We start from the raw sequence: 20,664 nt of genomic DNA on the forward strand, positions 1-20,664 counted from the left end.
GAAACCTGCGATGGAACTGCGCCTGCTGAGCCCCGCCGATGCCGCCGTGTTCCAGGCCCTGCGCCTGGAAGGACTGGTCGAGGCGCCCGAGGCATTCGCCTCCAGCCTGGACGAGGAAAAGGACCTGCCGATCCCCGTCGTGGCCGGCCGCCTCGCGGCGAGCGACGATGGCGCCGTGTTCGGGGCCTTCGACGGCGCCGCGCTGGCCGGGGTGGTCGGCGTGATGCGCGAAGCCAGGGCCAAGCACCGGCACAAGGCCTTTATCTGGGGCATGTACGTCGCGCCCGCCTGGCGCGACCGCAAGCTCGGCCGCGCGCTGATGGAGCTTGCGCTGCGGCGCGCCGCGGCCATGCCGGGCGTACGCCAGGTCACGCTGTGCGTCAACGCGGGCAGCACCGGCGCCGTGCGCCTGTACGAGTCGCTCGGTTTCGTGCGTTTCGGGCTCGAACCCGACGCGCTGTACATTGCGCCGCACTTCCACGACAAGGTCGACATGATGGTCCGCCTGCCTGCCCCGGCGGCGTCCTGACCCTGCACGGCGCGGCCTTTCCTGCACGCGCCGCCCGGTGCTACGCTGAATTGACAGGCCACGCCAGCGCGATGGGCTGCGCGCATGATGAGCATTATTGATCGGCCTGGCGCGCCGAATTCACGTACCCCGGCGTGCTGGCGGCGCAGGCGCTGCGCTATAGTCACCCGTCGTCACCCGTCCCCTCCGGCCGCACGCCGGCCTCGCAGACCGGCCCCACAGGAGTTGCCATGAATGCCCCGCACGAAGCCCCACTGAGCGCCAGCGCCAGCCCTGGCAGCAAGGGCGCCGACGACGGCCGCCGCAGCGCGCTGCTGGCGGGCCTGGCGCAGATCCTGCCCGACGCGGCGCTGCTGTGGAAACCGGAAGACACCGTTCCCTACGAATGCGATGGCCTGGCCGCCTACCGCCAGGTGCCGATGGCCGTGGCCCTGCCCGACACCGAGGAACAGGTCTGCGCGATCCTGCGCCTGTGCCACAAGCTGGGTGTGCCCGTGGTGCCGCGCGGCGCCGGCACCAGCCTGTCCGGTGGCGCCATGCCGATCGCCGAAGGCCTGGTGCTGTCGCTGGCCAAGTTCAAGCGCATCCTGAAGGTGGATCCGCACTCGCGCACCGCCGTGGTCCAGCCCGGCGTGCGCAACCTGGCCATCTCGGACGCGGCCGCGCCCCACAACCTGTATTACGCGCCGGACCCGTCGTCGCAGATCGCCTGCACCATCGGCGGCAATGTCAGCGAGAACTCCGGCGGCGTGCACTGCCTGAAGTACGGCCTGACCGTGCATAACGTGCTGCGCGTGCGCGCGGTGACGATGGAAGGCGAAGTCGTGGTGTTCGGCTCGGAAGCCCCGGACGCGCCGGGCCTGGACCTGCTGGCCGCGATGATCGGCTCCGAAGGCATGCTCGGCGTGGTGACTGAAGTCACCGTGCGGCTGATCCCCAAGCCGCAGCTTGCGCAGGTGATCATGGCCTGCTTCGACGATGTGGAGAAAGGCGGCAACGCGGTGGCCGCGGTGATCGCCGCCGGCATTATCCCGGCCGGGCTGGAGATGATGGACAAGCCCGCCACGGCCGCCGTGGAGGAATTCGTGCACGCCGGCTACGACCTCGACGCCGCCGCCATCCTGCTGTGCGAGTCCGACGGCACGCCCGAGGAAGTGGCCGAGGAAATCGAACGCATGAGCGAAGTGCTGACCGCCTCGGGCTGCACGCGCATCGTGGTATCGCAGAACGAGGCCGAGCGCCTGCGCTTCTGGAGCGGGCGCAAGAACGCCTTCCCGGCGGCGGGCCGCATTTCGCCCGACTACTACTGCATGGACGGCACCATCCCGCGCAAGCACATCGGCACGCTGCTGCGGCGCATCGAGGAAATGGAGCGCAAGTACGCGCTGCGCTGCATCAACGTGTTCCATGCCGGCGACGGCAATATGCATCCGCTGATCCTGTTCGATGGCGCGGACCAGGACGAATGGCACCGCGCCGAACTGTTCGGCGCGGACATCCTGGAAGCCTGCGTGGAACTGGGCGGCACGGTCACCGGCGAGCACGGCGTGGGCGTCGAGAAGCTCAACTCGATGTGCGTGCAGTTCTCGCGCGCCGAGTGCGAAGCCTTCTTCGGCGTCAAGGCCGCGTTCGATCCGGCACGCCTGCTGAACCCGGACAAGGCCATTCCCACGCTCGCGCGCTGCGCCGAATACGGCAAGCTGCACGTGAAGAAGGGCCTGCTGCCCCACCCCGACCTGCCACGCTTCTGAACGGCACGCCAGCCATGCCGCCACGCCAGACCAACGAGACCCTGCGCCAGCGCCTGGGCCGGCCCGAGACCGGCTGGCGCGAGCGCTGGTACACGATCATCTTCGAGGCCGACACCCGCGCGGGACGGCTGTTCGATATCGCGCTGCTGGTGGCCATCGTGGCCAGCGTGCTGGTGGTGATGATCGACAGCCTGCAGGGCGTGAACGAACACCTGCGCCAGCTGTTCACGGTGCTGGAATGGATGTTCACGCTGCTGTTCACGGCCGAGTACGTGATGCGCATCCTGGTGGTGCGGCGGCCCTTTCGCTATGTCTTCAGCTTTTTCGGCGTCATCGACTTCCTCTCGATCATGCCGACCTGGCTGGCGTTCTTCCTGCCGGAGCTGGCGTTCCTGATCGACGTGCGGCTGCTGCGGCTGCTGCGCGTGTTCCGGATCCTCAAGCTCACGGTGTACTTCGAGGAAGCCGAGATCCTGTACCGCGCGCTGGCCAACAGCCGGCGCAAGATCTTCGTATTCCTGGGCACGGTGTTCATCATCACCGTGATCCTGGGCACCATCATGTACGTGGTGGAAGGCCCGCAGCACGGCTTTACCAGCATCCCCGTCAGCATGTACTGGGCCGTGGTGACGCTGACCACCACCGGCTTCGGCGACATGGTGCCGAAGACGCCGCTGGGGCAGTTCATCACCTCGCTGACGATCCTGCTGGGCTACGGCATCATCGCGTTCCCGACCGGCATTGTCGGTGCCGAGCTGGCGGCCAGCATCATGAAGCGTCCGCTCACCACGCGCAGCTGCACGCACTGCCTGACCGAGGGGCATGACCCGGACGCGGAGTACTGCAAGCATTGCGGCAGCCAGTTGCCCGAATACCAGAATGATCGCCCGGAGGTCCCGGGCGATCCCGCCGGCGGACGCCGGAAAGATGCCTGACCACGGCGACACGTACCAGCACCAGAACCGGACCCACATGCAAGCCACTCTCGACTCCTTCCGCGATGCCGTGCGGCATGCCACCGAGACGCGCACGCCGCTGCGCCTGCGCGGCGGCGGCAGCAAGGACTTCTACGGCCAGGCCATGGACGGCCAGCTGCTGGATACGCGCGCGTATCGCGGCATCGTCGAATACGATCCGGCCGAGCTGGTCATCACCGCGCGCTGCGGCACGCCGCTGGCCGAGATCGAGGCCGCGCTGGCGGAAAAGCGCCAGATGCTGGCATTCGAGCCGCCGCATTTCGCGGCGCCGGGCCAACCCAGCGCGGCGACCTTCGGCGGCGCCGTGGCCGCCGGCCTGTCGGGGCCCCGCCGGCAATCGGCCGGCGCGCTGCGCGATTTCGTGCTGGGCGCGCAGATGATGGACGGCCAGGGCGAGGTGATGAACTTCGGCGGCCAGGTCATGAAGAACGTCGCTGGCTATGACGTGTCGCGGCTGCTGGCGGGCTCGCTCGGCACGCTCGGGCTGATCCTGGAGGTCTCGGTCAAGGTGCTGCCGACCCCGTTCGACGACGCCACGCTGCGCTTCGAGATGAGCCAGGCCGAGGCCATCGACCGCCTGAACCAGTGGGGCGGCCAGCCGTTGCCGATCGCCGCATCGGCCTGGCACGAAGGCGTGCTGCATGTGCGCCTGTCCGGCGCTGCCGCGGCGGTACGGGCCGCGCGCGCGCGGCTCGGCGGCGAGGCCGTCGGACCGGATGACGGCCTGGCGTTCTGGCAGTCGCTGCGCGAGCAGACGCATGCGTTCTTCGCTCCGTCCCTGCAAGGCCGTGCGCTGTGGCGCCTGGCCGTGCCGCCGACCTCGGCGCCACTGGACCTGCCCGGCTCCCAACTGGTCGAGTGGGGCGGCGGACAGCGCTGGTGGCTGCCTGAAGCCGGTGCGGGGGCGGGTGCGGGTCCGGACGGCAACCATGCCGGGCTCGTGCGCGGCATTGCGCAGGCGGTCGGCGGGCATGCGACGCTGTTCCGCAACGGCGACAAGTCGGTGGGCGTGTTCACGCCGCTGGCGTCGCCGCTGGCCGCGATCCATACGCGGCTGAAGGCCAGCTTCGACCCGGCCGGCATTTTCAATCCGCAGCGCATGTATCCCGGCCTCTGAGCCGCGCGCACCGTTCAACGCCAAGGCAACCACACCCCACACCATGCAAACGACCCTGGCCGATTTTCTCCGCAATACGCCCGAAGGCGAGGAAGCCAAGTCCATCGTCGGCAAATGCGTGCACTGCGGCTTCTGCACCGCTACCTGCCCGACCTACCAGCTGCTCGGCGATGAACTCGACGGCCCGCGCGGACGCATCTACCTGATGAAGCAGGTGCTGGAAGGCCATGCCGTCAGCGAAAGCACGCGGCTGCACCTGGACCGCTGCCTGACCTGCCGCAACTGCGAATCGACCTGCCCGTCGGGCGTGCGCTACGGACGGCTGGTGGACATCGGCCGGCAGGTGGTGGACGACCAGCTCGAAGCCCGCGGCATCCGCCGCCCCGCGCGCGAACGCGTGACGCGCTGGGTGCTGCGCGAAGGCCTGACGCGTCCGGCGCTGTTCGGCACGGCACTGAAGCTCGGGCAAATGGTGCGCCCGATGCTGCCGGCCACGCTGCGCAACAAGGTGCCGGAACTCGGCAAGACCGCCGCGCCCGGCCAGTGGCCACGCACCGCGCACGCGCGCAAGATGCTGTTGCTCGACGGTTGCGTGCAGCCCGCGATGTCGCCCAACATCAATGCCGCGACGGCGCGCGTGTTCGACCGTGTCGGCGTACAACTGGTGGTGGCGCGCGAAGCCGGTTGTTGTGGCGCCATCCGCTTCCACACGGGCGACCACGATGGCGGCCTCGACAATATGCGCCGCAATATCGATGCGTGGTGGCCGCATATCGAAGCCGGCGCGGAAGCGATCGTCATGACCGCTTCAGGCTGCGGCGCGATGGTGAAGGACTACGGCCACCTGCTGCGCAACGACCCGCAGTACGCCGAGCGCGCGCGCCGCGTCTCGGCGCTGACGCGCGACCTGTCGGAGATCCTGCCGGACTTTGCCGATGCGCTGCGTGCGCGTGCCGGCGCGGTGCCGCGCGATGGCCGCCGCGTGGCCTACCATCCGCCGTGCACGCTGCAGCACGGCCAGCAGATCCGCGGCAAGGTGGAAGCGCTCTTGACCGGCCTCGGCGTGGAAGTCAAACTCTGCGCTGACAGCCACCTGTGCTGCGGTTCGGCGGGCACGTATTCGGTGCTGCAGCCGGAACTGGCCTACCGCCTGCGCGACGACAAGCTCGCCAAACTGCAGGCGACCCAGCCCGAAGCCATCGTGTCGGCCAATATCGGCTGCATCACCCACCTGCAGGGCGGTACCGAAACGCCGGTCATGCACTGGATCGAACTGGTGGACAAGATGCTGGGCTGAAGAGCCCCGGAATCGGGGCGGTGTGGTTGTCGCCCCTCTCCCGCCTGCGGAAGAGGGGAAATCAGTACAACCCAAGACGCCCCATGCTCCAGACCTTTGCCATCCTCCTGGTTTTCCAATCCGTCGGCGAGGTGATCAGCTACGCGCTGCACCTGCCGGTGCCCGGCCCCGTGCTGGGCATGATCCTGCTGTTCGGCTGGCTCGTCTTCGACGACCGCCTGCTGCCCATCATCCAGGGCACCACCAGCGAACTGCTCAAGCACCTGTCGCTGCTGTTCGTGCCGGCCGGCGTCGGCATCATGGTCCACGCCAGCCGCATCGAGGGCGAGTGGTTTCCGATCCTGATCGCGCTGGTGGTATCGACGTGGCTTGCCATCGCCACCACCGCCGTGGTCACGCGCATGCTGATGCGCAAGCCCGCGGGACCGGCGCCGCAGGCGGCCAGCGTCGCGGACAACAGCGGAGAACAGGCATGATGACGCCGCGCCTCAACGAGATCTGGGTCTACCTGGCCGCGAGCCCGCTGGTGGGGCTGACCGCCACGCTGCTCGCCTACGTCTTCGCGTTCCGCATCTACGAGCGCTCGCGCTTTTCGCCGCTCGCCAACCCGGTGATGATCGCCGTCGCGCTGCTGGTCACGGTGCTGACGGTCACCGGCACGCCGTACAAGACCTATTTCGACGGCGCGCAGTTCGTGCACTTCCTGCTCGGCCCCGCCACCGTGGCACTGGCCGTACCGCTCTACCTGCAACTGCCCAAGCTGCGCACGCACGTCTTCCCGTTGCTGGTCGGGCTGGTGGCCGGGTCGCTGGTGGCCGTGGTGTCGGCGGTTGGCATCGCATGGCTGCTCGGCGCCTCGCGCGAAACGGTGCTGTCGCTCGCGCCCAAGTCGGTGACGATCCCGATCGCGATGGGCGTGGCCGAGAAGATCGGCGGACTGCCTTCGCTGACCGCGGTGCTGGTGATGGCCACCGGCATCATCGGCGCCGTCAGCGCGACCAGCGTGCTGAACTTGCTGCGCATCCGCGACTACACCGTGCGCGGCTTCGCCACCGGCGTGGCGGCGCACGGCATCGGCACTGCGCGCGCGTTCCAGGTGAACCAGGAGGCCGGCGCGTTCGCCGCATTGGGCATGGGCCTGAACGGCGTGCTGACAGCCATCATGGTGCCGGTGCTGGCGGCGTGGATGCCGCACTGATTCCTGCTGCCATGCTCCTGACAGGACGCTGTCAGCAGCCCCGGCGCAAGATGCGGACTCCTTTCCCCGTGACCAAGGAGTCCATCATGAGCAATGGCCTGATCAACTGGCTGGAGATCCCCGTCGACGATATGAAGCGTGCGATCCACTTCTACGAGCAGGTGTTCGAAACGACGCTCAGGCGCGAGACCATGAGCCAGGTCGACATGGCGGTGTTCCCGAATCCCGACCCCGGCGGCGCGCTGGTGGCCGGTGAAGGCTACCGGCCCAGCCAGCACTACGGCCCGGTGCCCTACCTGCATGCGCCGGGGCTCGACGCCCTGCTCCAGCGCGTGGCCCATGCCGGCGGCAAGACCGTGTTCGGCCCGCTGCAGCTGCCCGGCGACATCGGCCGCATCGCGCATATCGCCGACAGCGAAGGCAACCGCATCGGCCTGCACGAGCCGATCGCGGGCTGACGCCCGCCACACCGGAGGACCGATGAGCCGCCGCGCCGACCGCCTGTTCCAGATCGTCCAGGTCCTGCGCGGACGCCGCCTGACCACGGCGGCGCTGCTCGCGCAGCGGCTCGGCGTGTCCGAGCGCACCGTCTACCGTGACATCCAGGCGCTGTCGCTGTCAGGCGTGCCGGTCGAGGGCGAGGCCGGCATCGGCTACCGGCTGCGCGCCGATTTCGATATACCGCCGCTGATGTTCACCGCTCTCGAAGTCGAAGCGCTGGTGGCCGGCCTGCGCCTGCTCAAGGCCTGGGGCGGCGGCGCGCTGGCAGCCGCGGCCGACCCGGCGCTGGAAAAACTGATGGCCGCGCTGCCGCCGCCGCGCCGGCTGGCCGCGCAGCAAAGCCGCGTGTTCGCGCCGGAGTACGTCAACCGCGCGCAGGTGCGCGAGGCGTTCGATGTCGTGCACGGTGCGTTGGGCGCGCAGAAGCTGCTGCTGCTCGACTATTGCGACGCGGAACAGCGCGTCACCGAACGCGTGGTGCAGCCGCTGGGATTGTTCTTCTGGGGCAATGCGTGGCTGCTGGCGGCATGGTGCACGACGCGCACCGACTACCGCAGTTTCCGCCTGGACCGCTGCCGCGCGATCAGCATGCTCGACGACCATTTCCACGAAACGCCGGACCGCTCGCTCAATGGCTTCCTGCGCGCGGTGCGGGCCAGCGGAACGTAGCGCCGAACCTAGCGCCTCAGGCGGCGGGATCGGCCATCAGCGTCTCGATGTCCGCGCGGATCTCTTCGGGCTTGGTCATCGGCGCATAGCGCTTGTACACCGTGCCGTCGCGACGCAGCAGGAACTTGGTGAAATTCCACTTGATGGCCTGTGTGCCGAGCACGCCGCGCTTCTCGCTGGTCAGCCACTGGTACAGCGGATGCGCGTCGGCGCCCTTCACGTCGATCTTGGCGAACATCGGGAACGTGACGCCAAAGCGCGCTTCGCAGAACTGGCCGATCTGCTGCGCGTCGCCGGGCTCCTGCTTGCCGAACTGGTTGCACGGGAAGCCCAGCACTTCGAGCCCGCGCGCGGCATACGCATCGTGCAGCGCCTGCAGGCCGGCGTATTGCGGGGTGAAGCCGCACTCGCTGGCGGTGTTGACGATCAGCAGCACCTTGCCGCGAAACTGCGACAGCGGCACCGGCTGGCCGGCAAGGGAATTGGCTTCGAACTGGTAGACATTGCTCATGATGGACTAGCCTCCTGGATCGGACGCGGGCGGGCCGCGCGGATCAGATCACGTTCAGGTGCTCGGTGCCGGCGCCGAGGTCGGCGTCCTTCCTGGTGGCACTGTGCAGCTTGATCATCAGCCGCAGGTCATTGAGCGAATCGGCATTGCGCAGCGCGTCCTCGTACGTGATCTTGCCGCTTTCGTGCAGGTCGAACAATGCCTGGTCGAAGGAAACCATGCCCTGCTCGCGCGATTTCTTGATCACTTCCTTGAGTTCGTGGATCTCGCCCTTGAAGATCAGGTCGGCTACCAGCGGCGTGCCGATCATGATTTCCACGGCCGGCACGCGCCCCTTGCGGCCCGCGCGCGGCAGCAGGCGCTGGGAGATCATGCCCTTCAGGTTCAGCGACAGGTCGATCAGCAATTGCTGGCGCTTTTCCTCGGGGAAGAAGTTGACGATGCGGTCGATGGCCTGGTTGGCGTTGTTGGCGTGCAGCGTGGCCAGGCACAGGTGGCCGGTCTCCGCGTACTGCATCGCGTATTCCATGGTCTCGCGGTCGCGGATTTCGCCGATCAGGATCACGTCGGGCGCCTGGCGCAGCGTGTTCTTCAGCGCGACGTGCCAGGACTCGGTGTCGATGCCCACTTCGCGCTGCGTGACGACGCAGTTCTGGTGCGCGTGCACGTATTCGATCGGGTCCTCGATCGTGATGATGTGGCCGTAGGAATGCGCGTTGCGGTGGTCCAGCATCGCCGCCAGCGTGGTCGACTTGCCCGAGCCCGTGGCGCCGGTCACGATCACCAGGCCGCGCTTGGACATGACGATCTCATGCAGCGTGGGCGGCAGGTCCAGGTCCGACACCGACGGAATGCGCGTGTTGATGGTCCGCACCACCATGCCCGCCTTGCCCTGCTGGATGAACGCCGACACGCGGAAGCGCCCGGCCTTGGCCGCCGAGATGGCGAAGTTGCATTCGCGGCTGTCGTCGAACTCCTTGACCTGGCGCTCGTTCATGATCGAGCGCACCAGGCCGAGAGCCTGCGCCGGGTTGAGCGGCTGCTGCGAGACGGGCGTGATCTTGCCGTCGACCTTGATGGCCGGCGGAAAGTCGGATGTGATGAACAGGTCCGACCCGCGGTTGCTCACCATGATCTCGAGCAGGTCGTTGATGTACTTGGCGGTGGATTCGCGGTCGAGCATGGCATGGTCCTGCGAGGAAGCGGCCGCCGCGGTGGCGCGGCCGGAGGGCAAGGCGCGGGCCTCAGCCCATGAAGGCGTCGGGGTTCTTGGCAATGGCCCGTGCGTCGCTGTAGCTGATCATGCTGCGCTTGATCAGGTCCGACAGGCACTGGTCCAGGGTCTGCATGCCCAGCCCGCTGCTGGTCTGCATCATCGAGTACATCTGCGCGATCTTGTTTTCGCGGATCAGGTGGCGGATCGCCGGCGTGGCGATCATGATCTCGTGCGCGGCGGTACGGCCGTTGCCGTCGCGCGTCTTCAGCAGCGTCTGCGAGATCACCGCCTCCAGCGATTCGGACAGCATGGTTCGCACCATGTCCTTCTCTTCGGGCGGGAACACGTCGACCACACGGTCGATGGTCTTGGCCGCGGAGCTGGTGTGCAGCGTGCCGAAGACCAGGTGGCCGGTTTCCGCCGCGGTCAGCGCCAGGCGGATGGTTTCGAGGTCGCGCAATTCGCCGACCAGCACAACGTCCGGGTCTTCACGCAGCGCCGAGCGCAAGGCGTTGGCGAACGAATGCGTGTGCGGGCCCAGTTCGCGCTGGTTGATCAGGCTCTTCTTGGACTGGTGCACGAATTCGATCGGGTCCTCCACCGTGAGGATGTGGCCCATGTCGTTGTCGTTGCGGTGGTCCACCATTGCCGCCAGCGTGGTGGACTTGCCCGAGCCGGTCGGCCCGGTCACCAGCACCAGGCCACGCGGCTTCATGCACAGGTCGGCGAATACCGCCGGCGCGCGCAGCTCTTCGAGCGAGAGAACCTTGGAGGGAATCGTACGGAACACCGCGGCCGCGCCGCGCTGCGTGTTGTAGGCATTGACCCGGAAACGCGACAGGCCGGCGATTTCAAACGAGAAATCGATCTCCAGCCGTTCTTCGTAGCTCTTGCGCTGGGAGTCGCTCATGATGTCGTACACCATGGCGTGGACATCCTTGTGCGCCATGGGAGCGACGTTGATGCGCCGCATGTCGCCGTGGATACGCACCATCGGCGGCATGTCCGCCGAGAGGTGTAGATCGGACGCCTTGTTCTTGACTGCGAAAGCCAATAGCTGCGCGATGTCCATCTATAATGACCCCACCCGAATAATTGTAGTTAGTACTTTTCGTACTTCTTTTTACTTCTTCTGTATGTCCGCCGGATTATGTCTGTAATTGCCGCCAACTTGCAAGCTGTGCACCGCGGCATCGCGGCGGCGGCACAACAAGCCGGAAGAGTCCCTGAAGACGTGGCCTTGCTGGCCGTTTCCAAGACCGTCGCGCCCGGCATCGTGCGCGAGGCATTCGAGGCCGGACAGCGCGATTTTGGCGAAAACTACGTGCAGGAAGGCGTCGAAAAGATCGTGGCGCTGGGCGATCTGCGCAGCCGGATCGCGTGGCATTTCATCGGGCCGCTGCAAAGCAACAAGACGCGGCTGGTGGCCGAGCATTTCGACTGGGTGCATGCGATCGACCGACTCAGGATTGCGCAGCGGCTGTCCGAGCAGCGTCCGGCCGGCATGGCGCCGCTGCAGGTCTGCATCCAGGTGAATATCAGCGACGAAGCCAGCAAAAGCGGCGTCGCCCCGCAAGACGTGCCGGAACTGGCCCGCGCGGTGGCCGCCCTGCCCGGACTGCGCCTGCGCGGGCTGATGGCGATTCCCGAGCCCGCGAGCGACCCGGCCGCGCAGCGCCGGCCGTTTGCCGCGATGCGCGCCCTGTTGCAGTCGCTGCGAACGGCGGACCTGCCGCTCGATACCCTGTCGATGGGCATGTCGGGCGACATGGATGCCGCCATCGCCGAAGGCGCCACCATCGTGCGCATCGGCACGGCCATCTTCGGCGCGCGCGTGAGCGCCACGACAGCATTCCCCAATTCCCTTCCAGCCAGAGACTGACATGCTCGAAACCCTGACCTTCGGCTTCCTTGGTGGCGGCAACATGGCCACCGCCCTGATCGGCGGCCTGATCGCGCGCGGCGTGCCTGCCGGATCCATCCGCGTGGTCGACCCGTTCGCCGACGCACAACAGCGCCTGGCGCGCGACCTGGGCGTGCATGCGTCCGGCGCGCCGGATGCGGCCTTCGGCGCGTCCGACGTTCTGGTGCTGGCCGTCAAGCCGCAGCAGTTCCGCGAAGCCGCGGCCAGCCTGCTGCCTTACTTGCCCGCAAGCGGCGCCGGCAACCTCGTCATCAGCGTGGCCGCCGGCATCCGCCTGCAGGACATGCAGCGCTGGCTGGGTGGCCGTGCCCGGCTGGTGCGCGCCATGCCGAACACCCCCGCGCTCTCGGGCATGGGCATGACGGGCCTGGCTTCACCTGCCGGATTGTCGGCGCAGGACCGCGCCATTGCCACCGCGGTGGCCGAAGCCGTGGGCAAGTGCGCGTGGGTCGATGGCGACGACCAGATCGACGCCGTCACGGCGATTTCCGGCAGCGGCCCGGCCTATGTGTTCTTCTTCATCGAAGCGATGGAACGTGCCGCTGCCGAACTCGGACTGAGCGCCCGGCAAGGCCGTGAACTGGCGGTGCAGACTTTCCTGGGCGCCGCCACGCTGGCCGGCGAGTCGCCGGAAGCGGTGTCCACGTTGCGTGAACGGGTGACGTCCAAGGGCGGTACGACGTATGCCGCGCTGACGGCCATGCAAGGCGCCGGCATCGCGGATGCGTTCGTGCGGGCCATGCACGCCGCCGCGGCGCGTGGGAAGGAGATGGGGGAAGAGTTCGGCAAGGATTGAGCGGCATGGCGTGGCGGGCACGCCTGGTGCCGACACCGCCTGCCATGCGGCAAGGTCGCTCCCCTCTCCCGCAAGCGGGCGGAGGGGAAGAACATCAGCGGATGGCGTAGGCCAGCGCCGTTCCGGCAAACACACACGCGCCCAGCCAGTTGTTGTGGCGGAACGCCGCAAAGCAGCGCATGCGGTCGCGGTCGCGAATCAGGGTGTAGTGATAGCCCGCGCAGACAGCCGCTGCGGCCAGGCCCACCCAATACGGCCATCCCAGCGACAGCAGCGAGCCGGCCCACGCCATCAGCCCCAGAAAGGCCGCGTAGCAAACCATGATCGCGGCCACATCGAAGCGGCCGAACGTGATGGCCGAGGTCTTGATGCCAATCAGCAGGTCGTCGTCGCGATCGACCATCGCATAGGCCGTGTCATAGGCGACCGCCCAGAACACATTGGCCAGCAGCATCACCCACGCCACCGGCGGCACCTGGTCCTGCACGGCGGCAAACGCCATCGGAATGCCGAAGCCGAACGCGATGCCCAGGTAGGCCTGCGGAATCGCGAAGAAGCGCTTGAAGAACGGATAGGTTCCGGCGACCACGGCGGCCACGACTGCCAGCCACTTGGTCAGGCTGTTCAACGGCAGGATCAGCGCGAATGCGGCCAGCGCCAGCACCGCCGCTACCAGCAGCGCTTCCCATGCCGCGATCTTGCCCGCCGTCAGCGGCCGTTCCTTCGTGCGCTTGACGTGCTTGTCGAAGTCGCGGTCGGCGTAGTCGTTGATGGCGCAGCCCGCCGAGCGCATCAGGAACGTGCCGACAAAGAAGATGCAGAACACGGTCAGGGCCGGCGGGCCGCCGGCTGCCATCCACAGCGCCCACAGCGTGGGCCACAGCAGCAGCAGCGTGCCGATGGGCTTGTCGATGCGCACCAGGCGGGCATAGAGGGCAAGGCGTTCAGACATGGGGGCTCGGGGACAGGAAAGCAGCACGGCAACAGCGGAGGCAGGAGGAATCGGAGGGACACGGGTTCAGCGCGCAGCGGCGCATCGAACGCAAACGCGCCGCAGCCAGGACGGTTGCGGCGCGTCGTGCCGGCATGGCAGTCAGGCCAATCAGACGGCCAATCAGACGGCCAATCAGGCCAGCATCGAGCGCAGCATCCACGCCGTCTTTTCGTGCGTCTGCATGCGCTGGGTCAGCAGGTCGGCCGAGGGCTCGTCGCTGGCGGCATCGACCAGCGGGAAAATCGAACGCGCGGTGCGGATCACGGACTCCTGGCCTTCGACCAGCTTGCGGATCATCTCGGTGGCTTCCGGCACGCCGTCTTCTTCCTGGATCGACGACAGGCGCGCATATTCCTTGTAGGTGCCCGGAGCCGGGTAGCCCAGCGCGCGGATCCGCTCGGCGATGGAGTCCACGGCCAGCGCCAGTTCGGTGTACTGCGTCTCGAACATCAGATGCAGCGTGTTGAACATGGGGCCCGTCACGTTCCAGTGGAAGTTGTGGGTCTTGAGGTAGAGGGTGTAGGTATCGGCCAGCAGCTTGGACAGGCCTTCCGCGATCTTCTTGCGGTCCTTGTCGGAGATGCCGATATTCACGCTCATCTCATTCTTCTTTGCCATGGTAAGTACGCTCCATTCTGGAAAAGCACGAGGATTGCCACACGACCGAGCCGAGCGGCATAGCCCCGACATTATTGCACTACCCTGCAAGCCCGGACAAACCCCAGCCTGCCCACCGCTTGAAGGGCCCGGCCTGCGCGCGGAAGATTTCCGTCCGGCATTCAGCAAAGCCATTGCCGCGTACGCCATGAAAAAGGGCCGCTCATGGCGGCCCCGATTCACGGCATGCGGAAGTGCGTCAGGCCGCCTCGGCCAACTCCTTGGCATTGAGCTTGCGCACGCCCGGCAGCTCGCACGCCGCCACCGCGCCGGCCAGCGCCTCCATGGCGGGCAGGCGGGTGAAGCTCTTGCGCCAGGCCAGCACCACGCGGCGGTCCGGCACCGGGTCGGCGAACGGCACGTAGGCCAGCATATCGCCCTTGGCCTTCATGTCGGGCACCGAGGTGCGCGGCAGCACGGTAATGCCGACGCCGCTGGCGACCATATGGCGGATGGTTTCGAGCGACGAGCCTTCAAACGTCTTCTGGATGCCGTCCGATGCCTGCGAGAAGCGCGACAGCTCCGGACAGACGCCCAGCACGTGGTCGCGGAAGCAATGGCCGCTGCCGAGCAGCAGCATGGTCTGCTGTTTCAGTTCATCCGGATCGACGTGGCTGACCTCGGCGAGCTGGTGCCCGCGCGGGACCGCGACGACGAACGGCTCGTCATAGAGCGGGCGCACGGTGAGGCCGGAGTCGGCAAACGGCTCGGCCATGATGGCGCAGTCGATCTCGCCCTGCTTGAGCAGCTCGATCAGCTTGACCGTGTAGTTCTCCTGCAGCATCAGCGGCATCTGCGGCACGGCCCCGATCATCTGCTTGACCAGCGACGGCAGCAGGTAGGGCCCGATGGTGTAGATCACGCCCACGCGCAGCGGGCCGGCCAGCGGGTCCTTGCCCTGCTTGGCGATCTCGCGGATGGCCATGGTCTGTTCGAGCACGCGCTGGGCCTGGGCCACGATCTGCTCGCCTACGGAAGTCACGGAGACCTCCGAGGTGCCGCGCTCGAAGATCTGCACGTTGAGTTCGTCTTCCAGCTTCTTGATCGCCACCGACAGGGTGGGCTGCGACACGAAGCAAGCCTCGGCAGCACGGCCGAAATGGCGCTCCCGCGCTACGGCGACGATGTACTTCAGTTCGGTGAGCGTCATGACTAATCAATTTTCGATAGGCGATAGATTTTACCTTCGATTGCGGAATCTGTCAGAACACTGCACGAATGCGGCGCATAGGACACCGAAACGCGAAGATCAGCCGCCGATCAGGCTTTCAGGTAGTGTTCGCGGCCGCCCAGCCAGCGCGACAGATGGGCCTCCACGGCTTCCGGAAACTGCGTCAGCATGAGCTGCGCGGCTTCCTGCGCGTACTCGACCAGCCAGGCATCGGTGTTCAGGTCGGCAAAGCGCAGCATGGCTTCGCCGGACTGGCGCGCACCGAGGAATTCGCCTGGCCCGCGGATATCGAGGTCGCGCCGCGCGATCTCGAAGCCGTCGGTGGTCTCGCGCATGGTCGCCAGCCGCTCGCGCGCGGTGGGCGACAGCGGCGCCTGGTACATGAGCAGGCAGACCGACTCGGCGGTGCCGCGCCCCACGCGGCCGCGCAACTGGTGGAGCTGCGCCAGGCCGAAGCGCTCGGCATGCTCGATCACCATCAGCGAGGCGTTGGGCACGTCCACGCCCACTTCGATCACCGTGGTGGCCACCAGCACCTGCAGGCGGTTGGCGCTGAAGTCGTCCATCACGGACGCCTTCTCGGCCGGCGGCAGGCGGCCGTGGACCAGCCCGACGCGCAGGTCCGGCAAGGCGGCAACCAGCGTTTCGTAGGTTTCCACGGCGGTCTGCAGCTGCAGCGCCTCGCTTTCCTCGATCAGCGGGCAGACCCAGTAGACCTGCCGGCCCTCGGCCGCCGCATGGTGGATGCGCTCGATGACTTCGTCGCGGCGCTCGTCGTTGACCAGGCGCGTGACGATCGGCGTGCGGCCCGGCGGCAGTTCGTCGATCACCGACACATCCAGGTCCGCGTAGTAGGTCATGGCCAGCGTGCGCGGGATCGGCGTGGCCGACATCATGAGCTGGTGCGGTACGGTTTCCGGCGCGACCGCAGCCGTAGCCGGCGCCGGCTCGGTGCCGGCGGCCTTGCCCCGCAGCGCCAGCCGCTGCGCCACGCCGAAGCGGTGCTGCTCGTCCACCACCGACAGGCCGAGCCGGGCAAAGCGCACGGTGTCCTGGATCAGCGCGTGCGTGCCGATCGCCAGCCGGGCCTCGCCCGATTCCACGCGCGCCACGGCCGCGCGCTTTTCGCGCGCCTTGAGGCTGCCGGCCAGCCACACCACCGGCACGCCAAGCGGCTCCAGCCACGCCGACAGCTTGCGGTAGTGCTGCTCGGCCAGGATTTCGGTCGGCGCCATGATCGCGGCCTGGTAGCCGGCGTCGATGGCCTGGCACGCCGCCAGCGCCGCCACGATGGTCTTGCCGCTGCCCACGTCGCCCTGCAGCAGCCGGTGCATCGGGTGCTGCGCGGTCATGTCGGCCGCGATCTCCCCGACCACCCGCTGTTGCGCGCCGGTCAGGCGAAATGGCAGGGCTGCCAGGAACCGCGTCAGCAGGCCGCCTTCGTGCCGGGGCATGGAGGGCGCGTTCTTCTCGCGCCGCGCCTCATGGGCGCGCCGCAGCGAGATCTGCTGCGCCAGCAGTTCGTCGAACTTGATGCGCAGCCAGGCCGGATGCGAACGGTCGGCCAGCGCCGCCTCGCTCTCCTGCGGCGGCGGCGTGTGCAGCAGGCGCAGGCATTCGCCGAGCGGGCGCAGCTTCAGCTTCGCGAGCGGGCCCTGCAACACGGCCGCGGGCAGTGTTTCGGGCATGGGCGTGCGCGACAGCGCGCCGGAGATCGCCTTGCGCAGATAGGCCTGCGAAATGCCTGCGGTGGCCGGGTAGACCGGCGTGAGCCGGTCCGGCAGGGGCTCGTCCGGCACCACCGGGCGCACCGTGGGGTGCACCATCTCGGCGCCGAAGAAGCCGCCGCGGACTTCGCCGCGCACGCGCAGGCGCACACCTTCCTCCATCTGCTTGGTCTGGCTGCCGTAGAAATTCAGGAACCGCAGCGTCAGCTCGCCGCTGTCATCGGCGATCTTCACCACGAGCTGGCGGCGCGGGCGAAAGGTGACCTCGTTCGAGATGACCTCGCCCTCGACCTGCGCGGGCTGGCCGAGCCCGGCGCGGCGGATCGCTTCGGAGATGGGCATCAGCGTGGTCTCGTCCTCGTAGCGCATCGGCAGGTGCAGCACCAGGTCGACGCTGCGCCGCAGGCCCATCTTGGCCAGCCGCGCGACCGCGGACGATGGCTTGCCGTCCTTGCCTGCGGCCTTGCCCTTCGCAGACGGCGCTGAAGACGGTGCTGACGACGGCGCCGAGTCTGGGGCTTCGGCTTTGTCCTGGGTCGGTTCGGTGGCGGTTCCGGGCATCGGCAGTCGGGCAGGCGGAGAAATAAGGGGTATCACACCGGGCCGGGCGGCGCCTGGCGCCCAAGCCTTACAATATCGGATTCGCCGATTGTACCTATCCCGGTTGCCGCTCCGTACCGCTCCATACGGCGCCTGACCGGGCCTTGCCGTTTCCTCATGCTGACGCTGTCCGATTTCGATTTCCCGCTGCCGCCCGAACTGATTGCACAGAGCGCCCTGCCCGACCGCAGCGCCAGCCGGCTGCTGGTGGTCGAGCGCCTGGCGCCCGGCGAGCAGCCCGACGCAATCCGGCTGGCCGACCGTGCCTTCAGCGACATCACCGAATACCTCCGGCCCGACGACCTGCTGGTCTTCAATGACACGCGCGTGATCAAGGCGCGCTTCTTCGGCCACAAGGCCAGCGGCGGCAAGGTCGAGGTGCTGGTCGAACGCGTGCTGGATACCCACACCGTGCTGGCCCAGGTGCGTGCGTCCAAGACCCCCGCCGAGGGCAGCCAGCTGCACCTGGCGGAGGATGCCTTTGCCGTTACCGTCGGCCCGCGTGTCGACCAGTTCTTCACGCTGCGCTTCCCGGAACCCGCGCTGGACCTGATCGAGCAGTACGGCCGCCTGCCGCTGCCGCCCTACATCACGCACGACCCTGACGCCTACGACGAAACGCGCTACCAGACCGTCTACGCGCGCAACCCCGGCGCCGTGGCCGCGCCGACCGCCGGGCTGCATTTCGACGATGCGCTGTTTGCCCGGCTCGACGCCGCCGGCGTGCGCCGCGCTTTCCTGACGCTGCACGTCGGTGCCGGCACCTTCCAGCCCGTGCGCACCGAGAATATCGCCGAACACAAGATGCACTCGGAGTGGTACGCGATCTCGCCGGAACTGGCATCGGCCGTGCGCGAAACGCGTGCGCGCGGCGGGCGCGTCATCGCCGTGGGCACGACCTCGCTGCGCGCGCTGGAATCGGCCGCGAAGGCCGACGGCACGCTGGACGCCGGCAGCGGCGACACCGACATCTTCATCACGCCGGGCTACCAGTTCCGCCTGGTCGATGCCCTGATCACCAACTTCCACCTGCCCAAGTCGACGCTGCTGATGCTGGTGTCGGCGCTGGCCGGCGTGCAAGCCATCCGCGCCGCCTACCGACACGCGGTCGAGGCGCGCTACCGTTTCTTCAGCTACGGCGACGCGATGTTCCTGACCCGCCAGTGAAATCTGCAGACAAGCGCCAGCCCTGAAGCCAGAACCGAATCCCGCCATGCTCAACTTCGAACTCCTCACCACCAACGGCAACGCGCGCCGCGGCCGCGTCACCCTGAACCACGGCGTGGTCGAAACGCCCATTTTCATGCCGGTCGGCACCTATGGCTCGGTCAAGGCCATGTCTCCGCTCGAATTGAACGAGATCGGCGCGGAGATCATCCTGGGCAACACCTTCCACCTGTGGCTGCGCCCGGGGCTGGACGTCGTGAATGCACATGAAGGCCTGCACCGCTTCATCGGCTGGGACAAGCCGATCCTGACCGACTCCGGCGGCTTCCAGGTATTCTCGCTCGGTGATCTGCGCAAGATCACCGAAGATGGCGTCACGTTTGCATCGCCCGTGAATGGCGACAAGCTGTTCCTGTCGCCCGAAATCTCGATGCAGATCCAGCGCACGCTGAACTCGGACATCGTCATGCAGTTCGACGAATGCACGCCATACGAGATCGAAGGCCGTCCCGCCACGCACGAAGAGGCCGCCAAGTCGATGCGCATGAGCCTGCGCTGGGCCAAGCGCTCGCGCGACGAATTCGAGCGCCTGGCCAACCCGAATGCGCTGTTCGGCATCGTCCAGGGCGGCATGTTCGAAGACCTGCGCGACGAATCGCTGGCCGGCCTGTCGGAACTGGATTTCCACGGCTTCGCCATCGGCGGCCTGTCGGTGGGCGAGCCCAAGGAAGACATGATGCGCGTGCTGGAGCACGTGGCGCCGCGCCTGCCGGCCGACAAGCCGCATTACCTGATGGGCGTGGGCACGCCCGAAGACCTGGTGGCCGGCGTGGCCGCCGGCGTCGACATGTTCGACTGCGTGATGCCGACCCGCAACGCGCGCAACGGCTGGCTCTTCACGCGCTTCGGCGACGTCAAGATCAAGAACGCCGCGCACCGCAACGACCCGCGCCCGCTCGACGAAAGCTGCGCCTGCTACACCTGCCGCAATTTCTCGCGTGCCTACCTGCACCACCTGCACCGCGTCGGCGAGATCCTCGGCGCGCGCCTGAACACCATCCACAACCTGCACTACTACCTGCAGCTGATGCGCGAAGTGCGCGAGTCGATCGAACAACACCGCTTCGGCGACTTCCGCCGCCAGTTTGCCAGCGACCGCGCGCGCGGCACGCGCTGAGCCGCGAACTTTCCGTCCCGGCGCGGTCGAATACCGGGGTTGTGGCGGGCCTTGCCGGCATTGGCGGCAAGTCGCCCGCAACGCACCCCGAACAAACCCGAATTCCGCCCTAGAATGCCGGGGCGGGCCCGACACGGGTGATAGAATGATCGATTACTTGAATACTTTTGTGACGGAGAATCAACGTGCTGATTTCTAATGCATTCGCCCAGACCGCCGGTGCCGGCGGCGCAGCGGGTGGCCTGATGAGCTTCCTGCCCATCATTCTGATGTTCGGCGTGCTGTGGTTCATCATGATCCGCCCGCAGATGAAGCGCCAGAAGGAAAGCAAGGCCATGCTGGAAGCCCTCGCCAAGAACGACGAAGTCGTCACGGCCGGCGGCATCCTGGGCAGGGTGACCAAGGTAACCGACCAGTACGTCAGCCTGGAAATCGCCCCGGGCACCGAAATCACCGTGCAGAAGAACGCCGTGACCACAGTGTTGCCGAAGGGCTCGCTGAAGTCGCTCTGATTCCCGTTCGCGACACTGCCCTTTATCTTTTCCGGCGTGCCCGCGTGCGCATGCCCTGGCAGCCGCCTGATCAGCCCGTGGGCCCGTGAAGGGTCTTCCCGTGGCGGCCAGGCGGCTGTTTGCCAACCGGTCCGGCGCTGCCGGCGTGCCCCTCGGGCCCCCGGCGAATCCGC

21 protein-coding genes are annotated in these 20,664 nt (G+C 67.5%); 14 read left to right on the top strand and 7 right to left on the bottom strand.

Annotated elements, in window-relative coordinates; genetic code table 11:
* Positions 1-10: 10 nt before the first annotated feature.
* The 9 genes from KHO22_RS03480 to KHO22_RS03520 all read left to right on the top strand — a co-directional run bounded on the left by KHO22_RS03480 (position 11) and on the right by KHO22_RS03520 (position 8,039).
* Positions 11-529, top strand: coding sequence for a GNAT family N-acetyltransferase (locus KHO22_RS03480; RefSeq protein WP_211945705.1), 519 nt, complete (start codon positions 11-13; stop codon positions 527-529).
* A 230-nt stretch (positions 530-759) separates the two neighbouring features.
* Positions 760-2,280: an FAD-linked oxidase C-terminal domain-containing protein gene (locus KHO22_RS03485; RefSeq protein ID WP_230426734.1), complete on the top strand. Its 1,521-nt coding sequence runs from the start codon at positions 760-762 to the stop codon at positions 2,278-2,280.
* 14 nt (positions 2,281-2,294) lie between these two features.
* Positions 2,295-3,215 carry an ion transporter gene (locus KHO22_RS03490; protein ID WP_211945706.1) on the top strand — a complete coding sequence of 307 codons (921 nt, stop codon included), beginning with the start codon at positions 2,295-2,297 and terminating at the stop codon, positions 3,213-3,215.
* Between the two features lie 37 nt (positions 3,216-3,252).
* A complete protein-coding gene (gene glcE, locus KHO22_RS03495) occupies positions 3,253-4,374 on the top strand; it encodes a glycolate oxidase subunit GlcE (RefSeq protein WP_211945893.1) in 1,122 nt (373 codons plus the stop codon).
* A gap of 43 nt (positions 4,375-4,417) precedes the next feature.
* A complete protein-coding gene (gene glcF, locus KHO22_RS03500) occupies positions 4,418-5,671 on the top strand; it encodes a glycolate oxidase subunit GlcF (RefSeq protein ID WP_211945707.1) in 1,254 nt (417 codons plus the stop codon).
* A gap of 83 nt (positions 5,672-5,754) precedes the next feature.
* Positions 5,755-6,147, top strand: a complete 393-nt coding sequence (locus KHO22_RS03505) for a CidA/LrgA family protein (RefSeq protein WP_211945708.1) — start codon at positions 5,755-5,757, stop codon at positions 6,145-6,147.
* Entirely contained in the window at positions 6,144-6,869 is a 726-nt protein-coding gene (locus KHO22_RS03510; protein ID WP_211945709.1) for an LrgB family protein, read from the top strand. Before KHO22_RS03505 ends, KHO22_RS03510 begins: the two co-directional genes overlap by 4 nt.
* A gap of 86 nt (positions 6,870-6,955) precedes the next feature.
* The gene (locus KHO22_RS03515) at positions 6,956-7,327 is read left to right on the top strand and encodes a VOC family protein (protein ID WP_211945710.1); all 372 of its coding nucleotides are present in this window, start codon (positions 6,956-6,958) and stop codon (positions 7,325-7,327) included.
* A gap of 22 nt (positions 7,328-7,349) precedes the next feature.
* On the top strand, positions 7,350-8,039 hold the full coding sequence (locus tag KHO22_RS03520) for a helix-turn-helix transcriptional regulator (protein WP_211945711.1): 690 nt from the start codon (positions 7,350-7,352) through the stop codon (positions 8,037-8,039).
* A gap of 16 nt (positions 8,040-8,055) precedes the next feature.
* On the opposite strand, the gene KHO22_RS03525 is transcribed toward KHO22_RS03520, so the two are convergent.
* From KHO22_RS03525 to KHO22_RS03535, 3 genes are all read right to left on the bottom strand, one after another.
* Complete coding sequence (locus KHO22_RS03525; RefSeq protein WP_211945712.1) at positions 8,056-8,550, bottom strand: glutathione peroxidase; 495 nt, start codon at positions 8,548-8,550, stop codon at positions 8,056-8,058.
* Between the two features lie 43 nt (positions 8,551-8,593).
* Positions 8,594-9,733: a PilT/PilU family type 4a pilus ATPase gene (locus KHO22_RS03530; protein ID WP_211945713.1), complete on the bottom strand. Its 1,140-nt coding sequence runs from the start codon at positions 9,731-9,733 to the stop codon at positions 8,594-8,596.
* Between the two features lie 61 nt (positions 9,734-9,794).
* Entirely contained in the window at positions 9,795-10,838 is a 1,044-nt protein-coding gene (locus KHO22_RS03535; RefSeq protein ID WP_211945714.1) for a type IV pilus twitching motility protein PilT, read from the bottom strand.
* Positions 10,839-10,916: 78 nt separating this feature from the next.
* Here KHO22_RS03535 and KHO22_RS03540 point away from each other — a divergent pair, with 78 nt between their 5' ends.
* Together KHO22_RS03540 and proC are read left to right on the top strand one after the other, a co-directional pair.
* Entirely contained in the window at positions 10,917-11,648 is a 732-nt protein-coding gene (locus tag KHO22_RS03540; protein ID WP_211945715.1) for a YggS family pyridoxal phosphate-dependent enzyme, read from the top strand.
* A gap of 1 nt (position 11,649) precedes the next feature.
* Complete coding sequence (proC, locus tag KHO22_RS03545) at positions 11,650-12,486, top strand: pyrroline-5-carboxylate reductase (protein WP_211945716.1); 837 nt, start codon at positions 11,650-11,652, stop codon at positions 12,484-12,486.
* A 94-nt stretch (positions 12,487-12,580) separates the two neighbouring features.
* Here the strand turns inward: proC and ubiA are convergent, their stop codons facing one another.
* The 4 genes from ubiA to recG all read right to left on the bottom strand — a co-directional run bounded on the left by ubiA (position 12,581) and on the right by recG (position 17,596).
* Complete coding sequence (gene ubiA, locus KHO22_RS03550) at positions 12,581-13,438, bottom strand: 4-hydroxybenzoate octaprenyltransferase (protein WP_211945717.1); 858 nt, start codon at positions 13,436-13,438, stop codon at positions 12,581-12,583.
* 174 nt (positions 13,439-13,612) lie between these two features.
* Positions 13,613-14,098, bottom strand: coding sequence for a Dps family protein (locus KHO22_RS03555; protein WP_211945718.1), 486 nt, complete (start codon positions 14,096-14,098; stop codon positions 13,613-13,615).
* 238 nt (positions 14,099-14,336) lie between these two features.
* Positions 14,337-15,287, bottom strand: a complete 951-nt coding sequence (locus tag KHO22_RS03560; RefSeq protein ID WP_211945719.1) for a LysR substrate-binding domain-containing protein — start codon at positions 15,285-15,287, stop codon at positions 14,337-14,339.
* Positions 15,288-15,397: 110 nt separating this feature from the next.
* On the bottom strand, positions 15,398-17,596 hold the full coding sequence (recG, locus tag KHO22_RS03565) for an ATP-dependent DNA helicase RecG (RefSeq protein ID WP_211945720.1): 2,199 nt from the start codon (positions 17,594-17,596) through the stop codon (positions 15,398-15,400).
* A gap of 156 nt (positions 17,597-17,752) precedes the next feature.
* Here recG and queA point away from each other — a divergent pair, with 156 nt between their 5' ends.
* From queA to yajC, 3 genes are all read left to right on the top strand, one after another.
* Entirely contained in the window at positions 17,753-18,802 is a 1,050-nt protein-coding gene (gene queA, locus KHO22_RS03570) for a tRNA preQ1(34) S-adenosylmethionine ribosyltransferase-isomerase QueA (RefSeq protein WP_211945721.1), read from the top strand.
* A 46-nt stretch (positions 18,803-18,848) separates the two neighbouring features.
* Entirely contained in the window at positions 18,849-19,979 is a 1,131-nt protein-coding gene (gene tgt / locus KHO22_RS03575; protein ID WP_211945722.1) for a tRNA guanosine(34) transglycosylase Tgt, read from the top strand.
* Between the two features lie 185 nt (positions 19,980-20,164).
* The gene (yajC, locus tag KHO22_RS03580) at positions 20,165-20,491 is read left to right on the top strand and encodes a preprotein translocase subunit YajC (RefSeq protein WP_211945723.1); all 327 of its coding nucleotides are present in this window, start codon (positions 20,165-20,167) and stop codon (positions 20,489-20,491) included.
* Positions 20,492-20,664 lie beyond the last annotated feature (173 nt).

Source organism: Cupriavidus yeoncheonensis, from assembly GCF_905397275.1.
GTDB lineage: Bacteria > Pseudomonadota > Gammaproteobacteria > Burkholderiales > Burkholderiaceae > Cupriavidus > Cupriavidus yeoncheonensis.

Coding starts and splice junctions, on each gene's coding strand:
- KHO22_RS03480 (WP_211945705.1), top strand. CDS start 11: ATGGAACTGCGCCTGCTGAGCCCCGCCGATGCCGCCGTGTTCCAGGCC.
- KHO22_RS03535 (WP_211945714.1), bottom strand. CDS start 10,838: ATGGACATCGCGCAGCTATTGGCTTTCGCAGTCAAGAACAAGGCGTCC.
- KHO22_RS03555 (WP_211945718.1), bottom strand. CDS start 14,098: ATGGCAAAGAAGAATGAGATGAGCGTGAATATCGGCATCTCCGACAAG.
- KHO22_RS03485 (WP_230426734.1), top strand. CDS start 760: ATGAATGCCCCGCACGAAGCCCCACTGAGCGCCAGCGCCAGCCCTGGC.
- KHO22_RS03520 (WP_211945711.1), top strand. CDS start 7,350: ATGAGCCGCCGCGCCGACCGCCTGTTCCAGATCGTCCAGGTCCTGCGC.
- KHO22_RS03510 (WP_211945709.1), top strand. CDS start 6,144: ATGATGACGCCGCGCCTCAACGAGATCTGGGTCTACCTGGCCGCGAGC.
- proC (WP_211945716.1), top strand. CDS start 11,650: ATGCTCGAAACCCTGACCTTCGGCTTCCTTGGTGGCGGCAACATGGCC.
- recG (WP_211945720.1), bottom strand. CDS start 17,596: ATGCCCGGAACCGCCACCGAACCGACCCAGGACAAAGCCGAAGCCCCA.
- KHO22_RS03560 (WP_211945719.1), bottom strand. CDS start 15,287: ATGACGCTCACCGAACTGAAGTACATCGTCGCCGTAGCGCGGGAGCGC.
- glcF (WP_211945707.1), top strand. CDS start 4,418: ATGCAAACGACCCTGGCCGATTTTCTCCGCAATACGCCCGAAGGCGAG.
- tgt (WP_211945722.1), top strand. CDS start 18,849: ATGCTCAACTTCGAACTCCTCACCACCAACGGCAACGCGCGCCGCGGC.
- ubiA (WP_211945717.1), bottom strand. CDS start 13,438: ATGTCTGAACGCCTTGCCCTCTATGCCCGCCTGGTGCGCATCGACAAG.
- KHO22_RS03505 (WP_211945708.1), top strand. CDS start 5,755: ATGCTCCAGACCTTTGCCATCCTCCTGGTTTTCCAATCCGTCGGCGAG.
- KHO22_RS03530 (WP_211945713.1), bottom strand. CDS start 9,733: ATGCTCGACCGCGAATCCACCGCCAAGTACATCAACGACCTGCTCGAG.
- glcE (WP_211945893.1), top strand. CDS start 3,253: ATGCAAGCCACTCTCGACTCCTTCCGCGATGCCGTGCGGCATGCCACC.
- KHO22_RS03525 (WP_211945712.1), bottom strand. CDS start 8,550: ATGAGCAATGTCTACCAGTTCGAAGCCAATTCCCTTGCCGGCCAGCCG.
- KHO22_RS03540 (WP_211945715.1), top strand. CDS start 10,917: ATGTCTGTAATTGCCGCCAACTTGCAAGCTGTGCACCGCGGCATCGCG.
- queA (WP_211945721.1), top strand. CDS start 17,753: ATGCTGACGCTGTCCGATTTCGATTTCCCGCTGCCGCCCGAACTGATT.
- KHO22_RS03490 (WP_211945706.1), top strand. CDS start 2,295: ATGCCGCCACGCCAGACCAACGAGACCCTGCGCCAGCGCCTGGGCCGG.
- KHO22_RS03515 (WP_211945710.1), top strand. CDS start 6,956: ATGAGCAATGGCCTGATCAACTGGCTGGAGATCCCCGTCGACGATATG.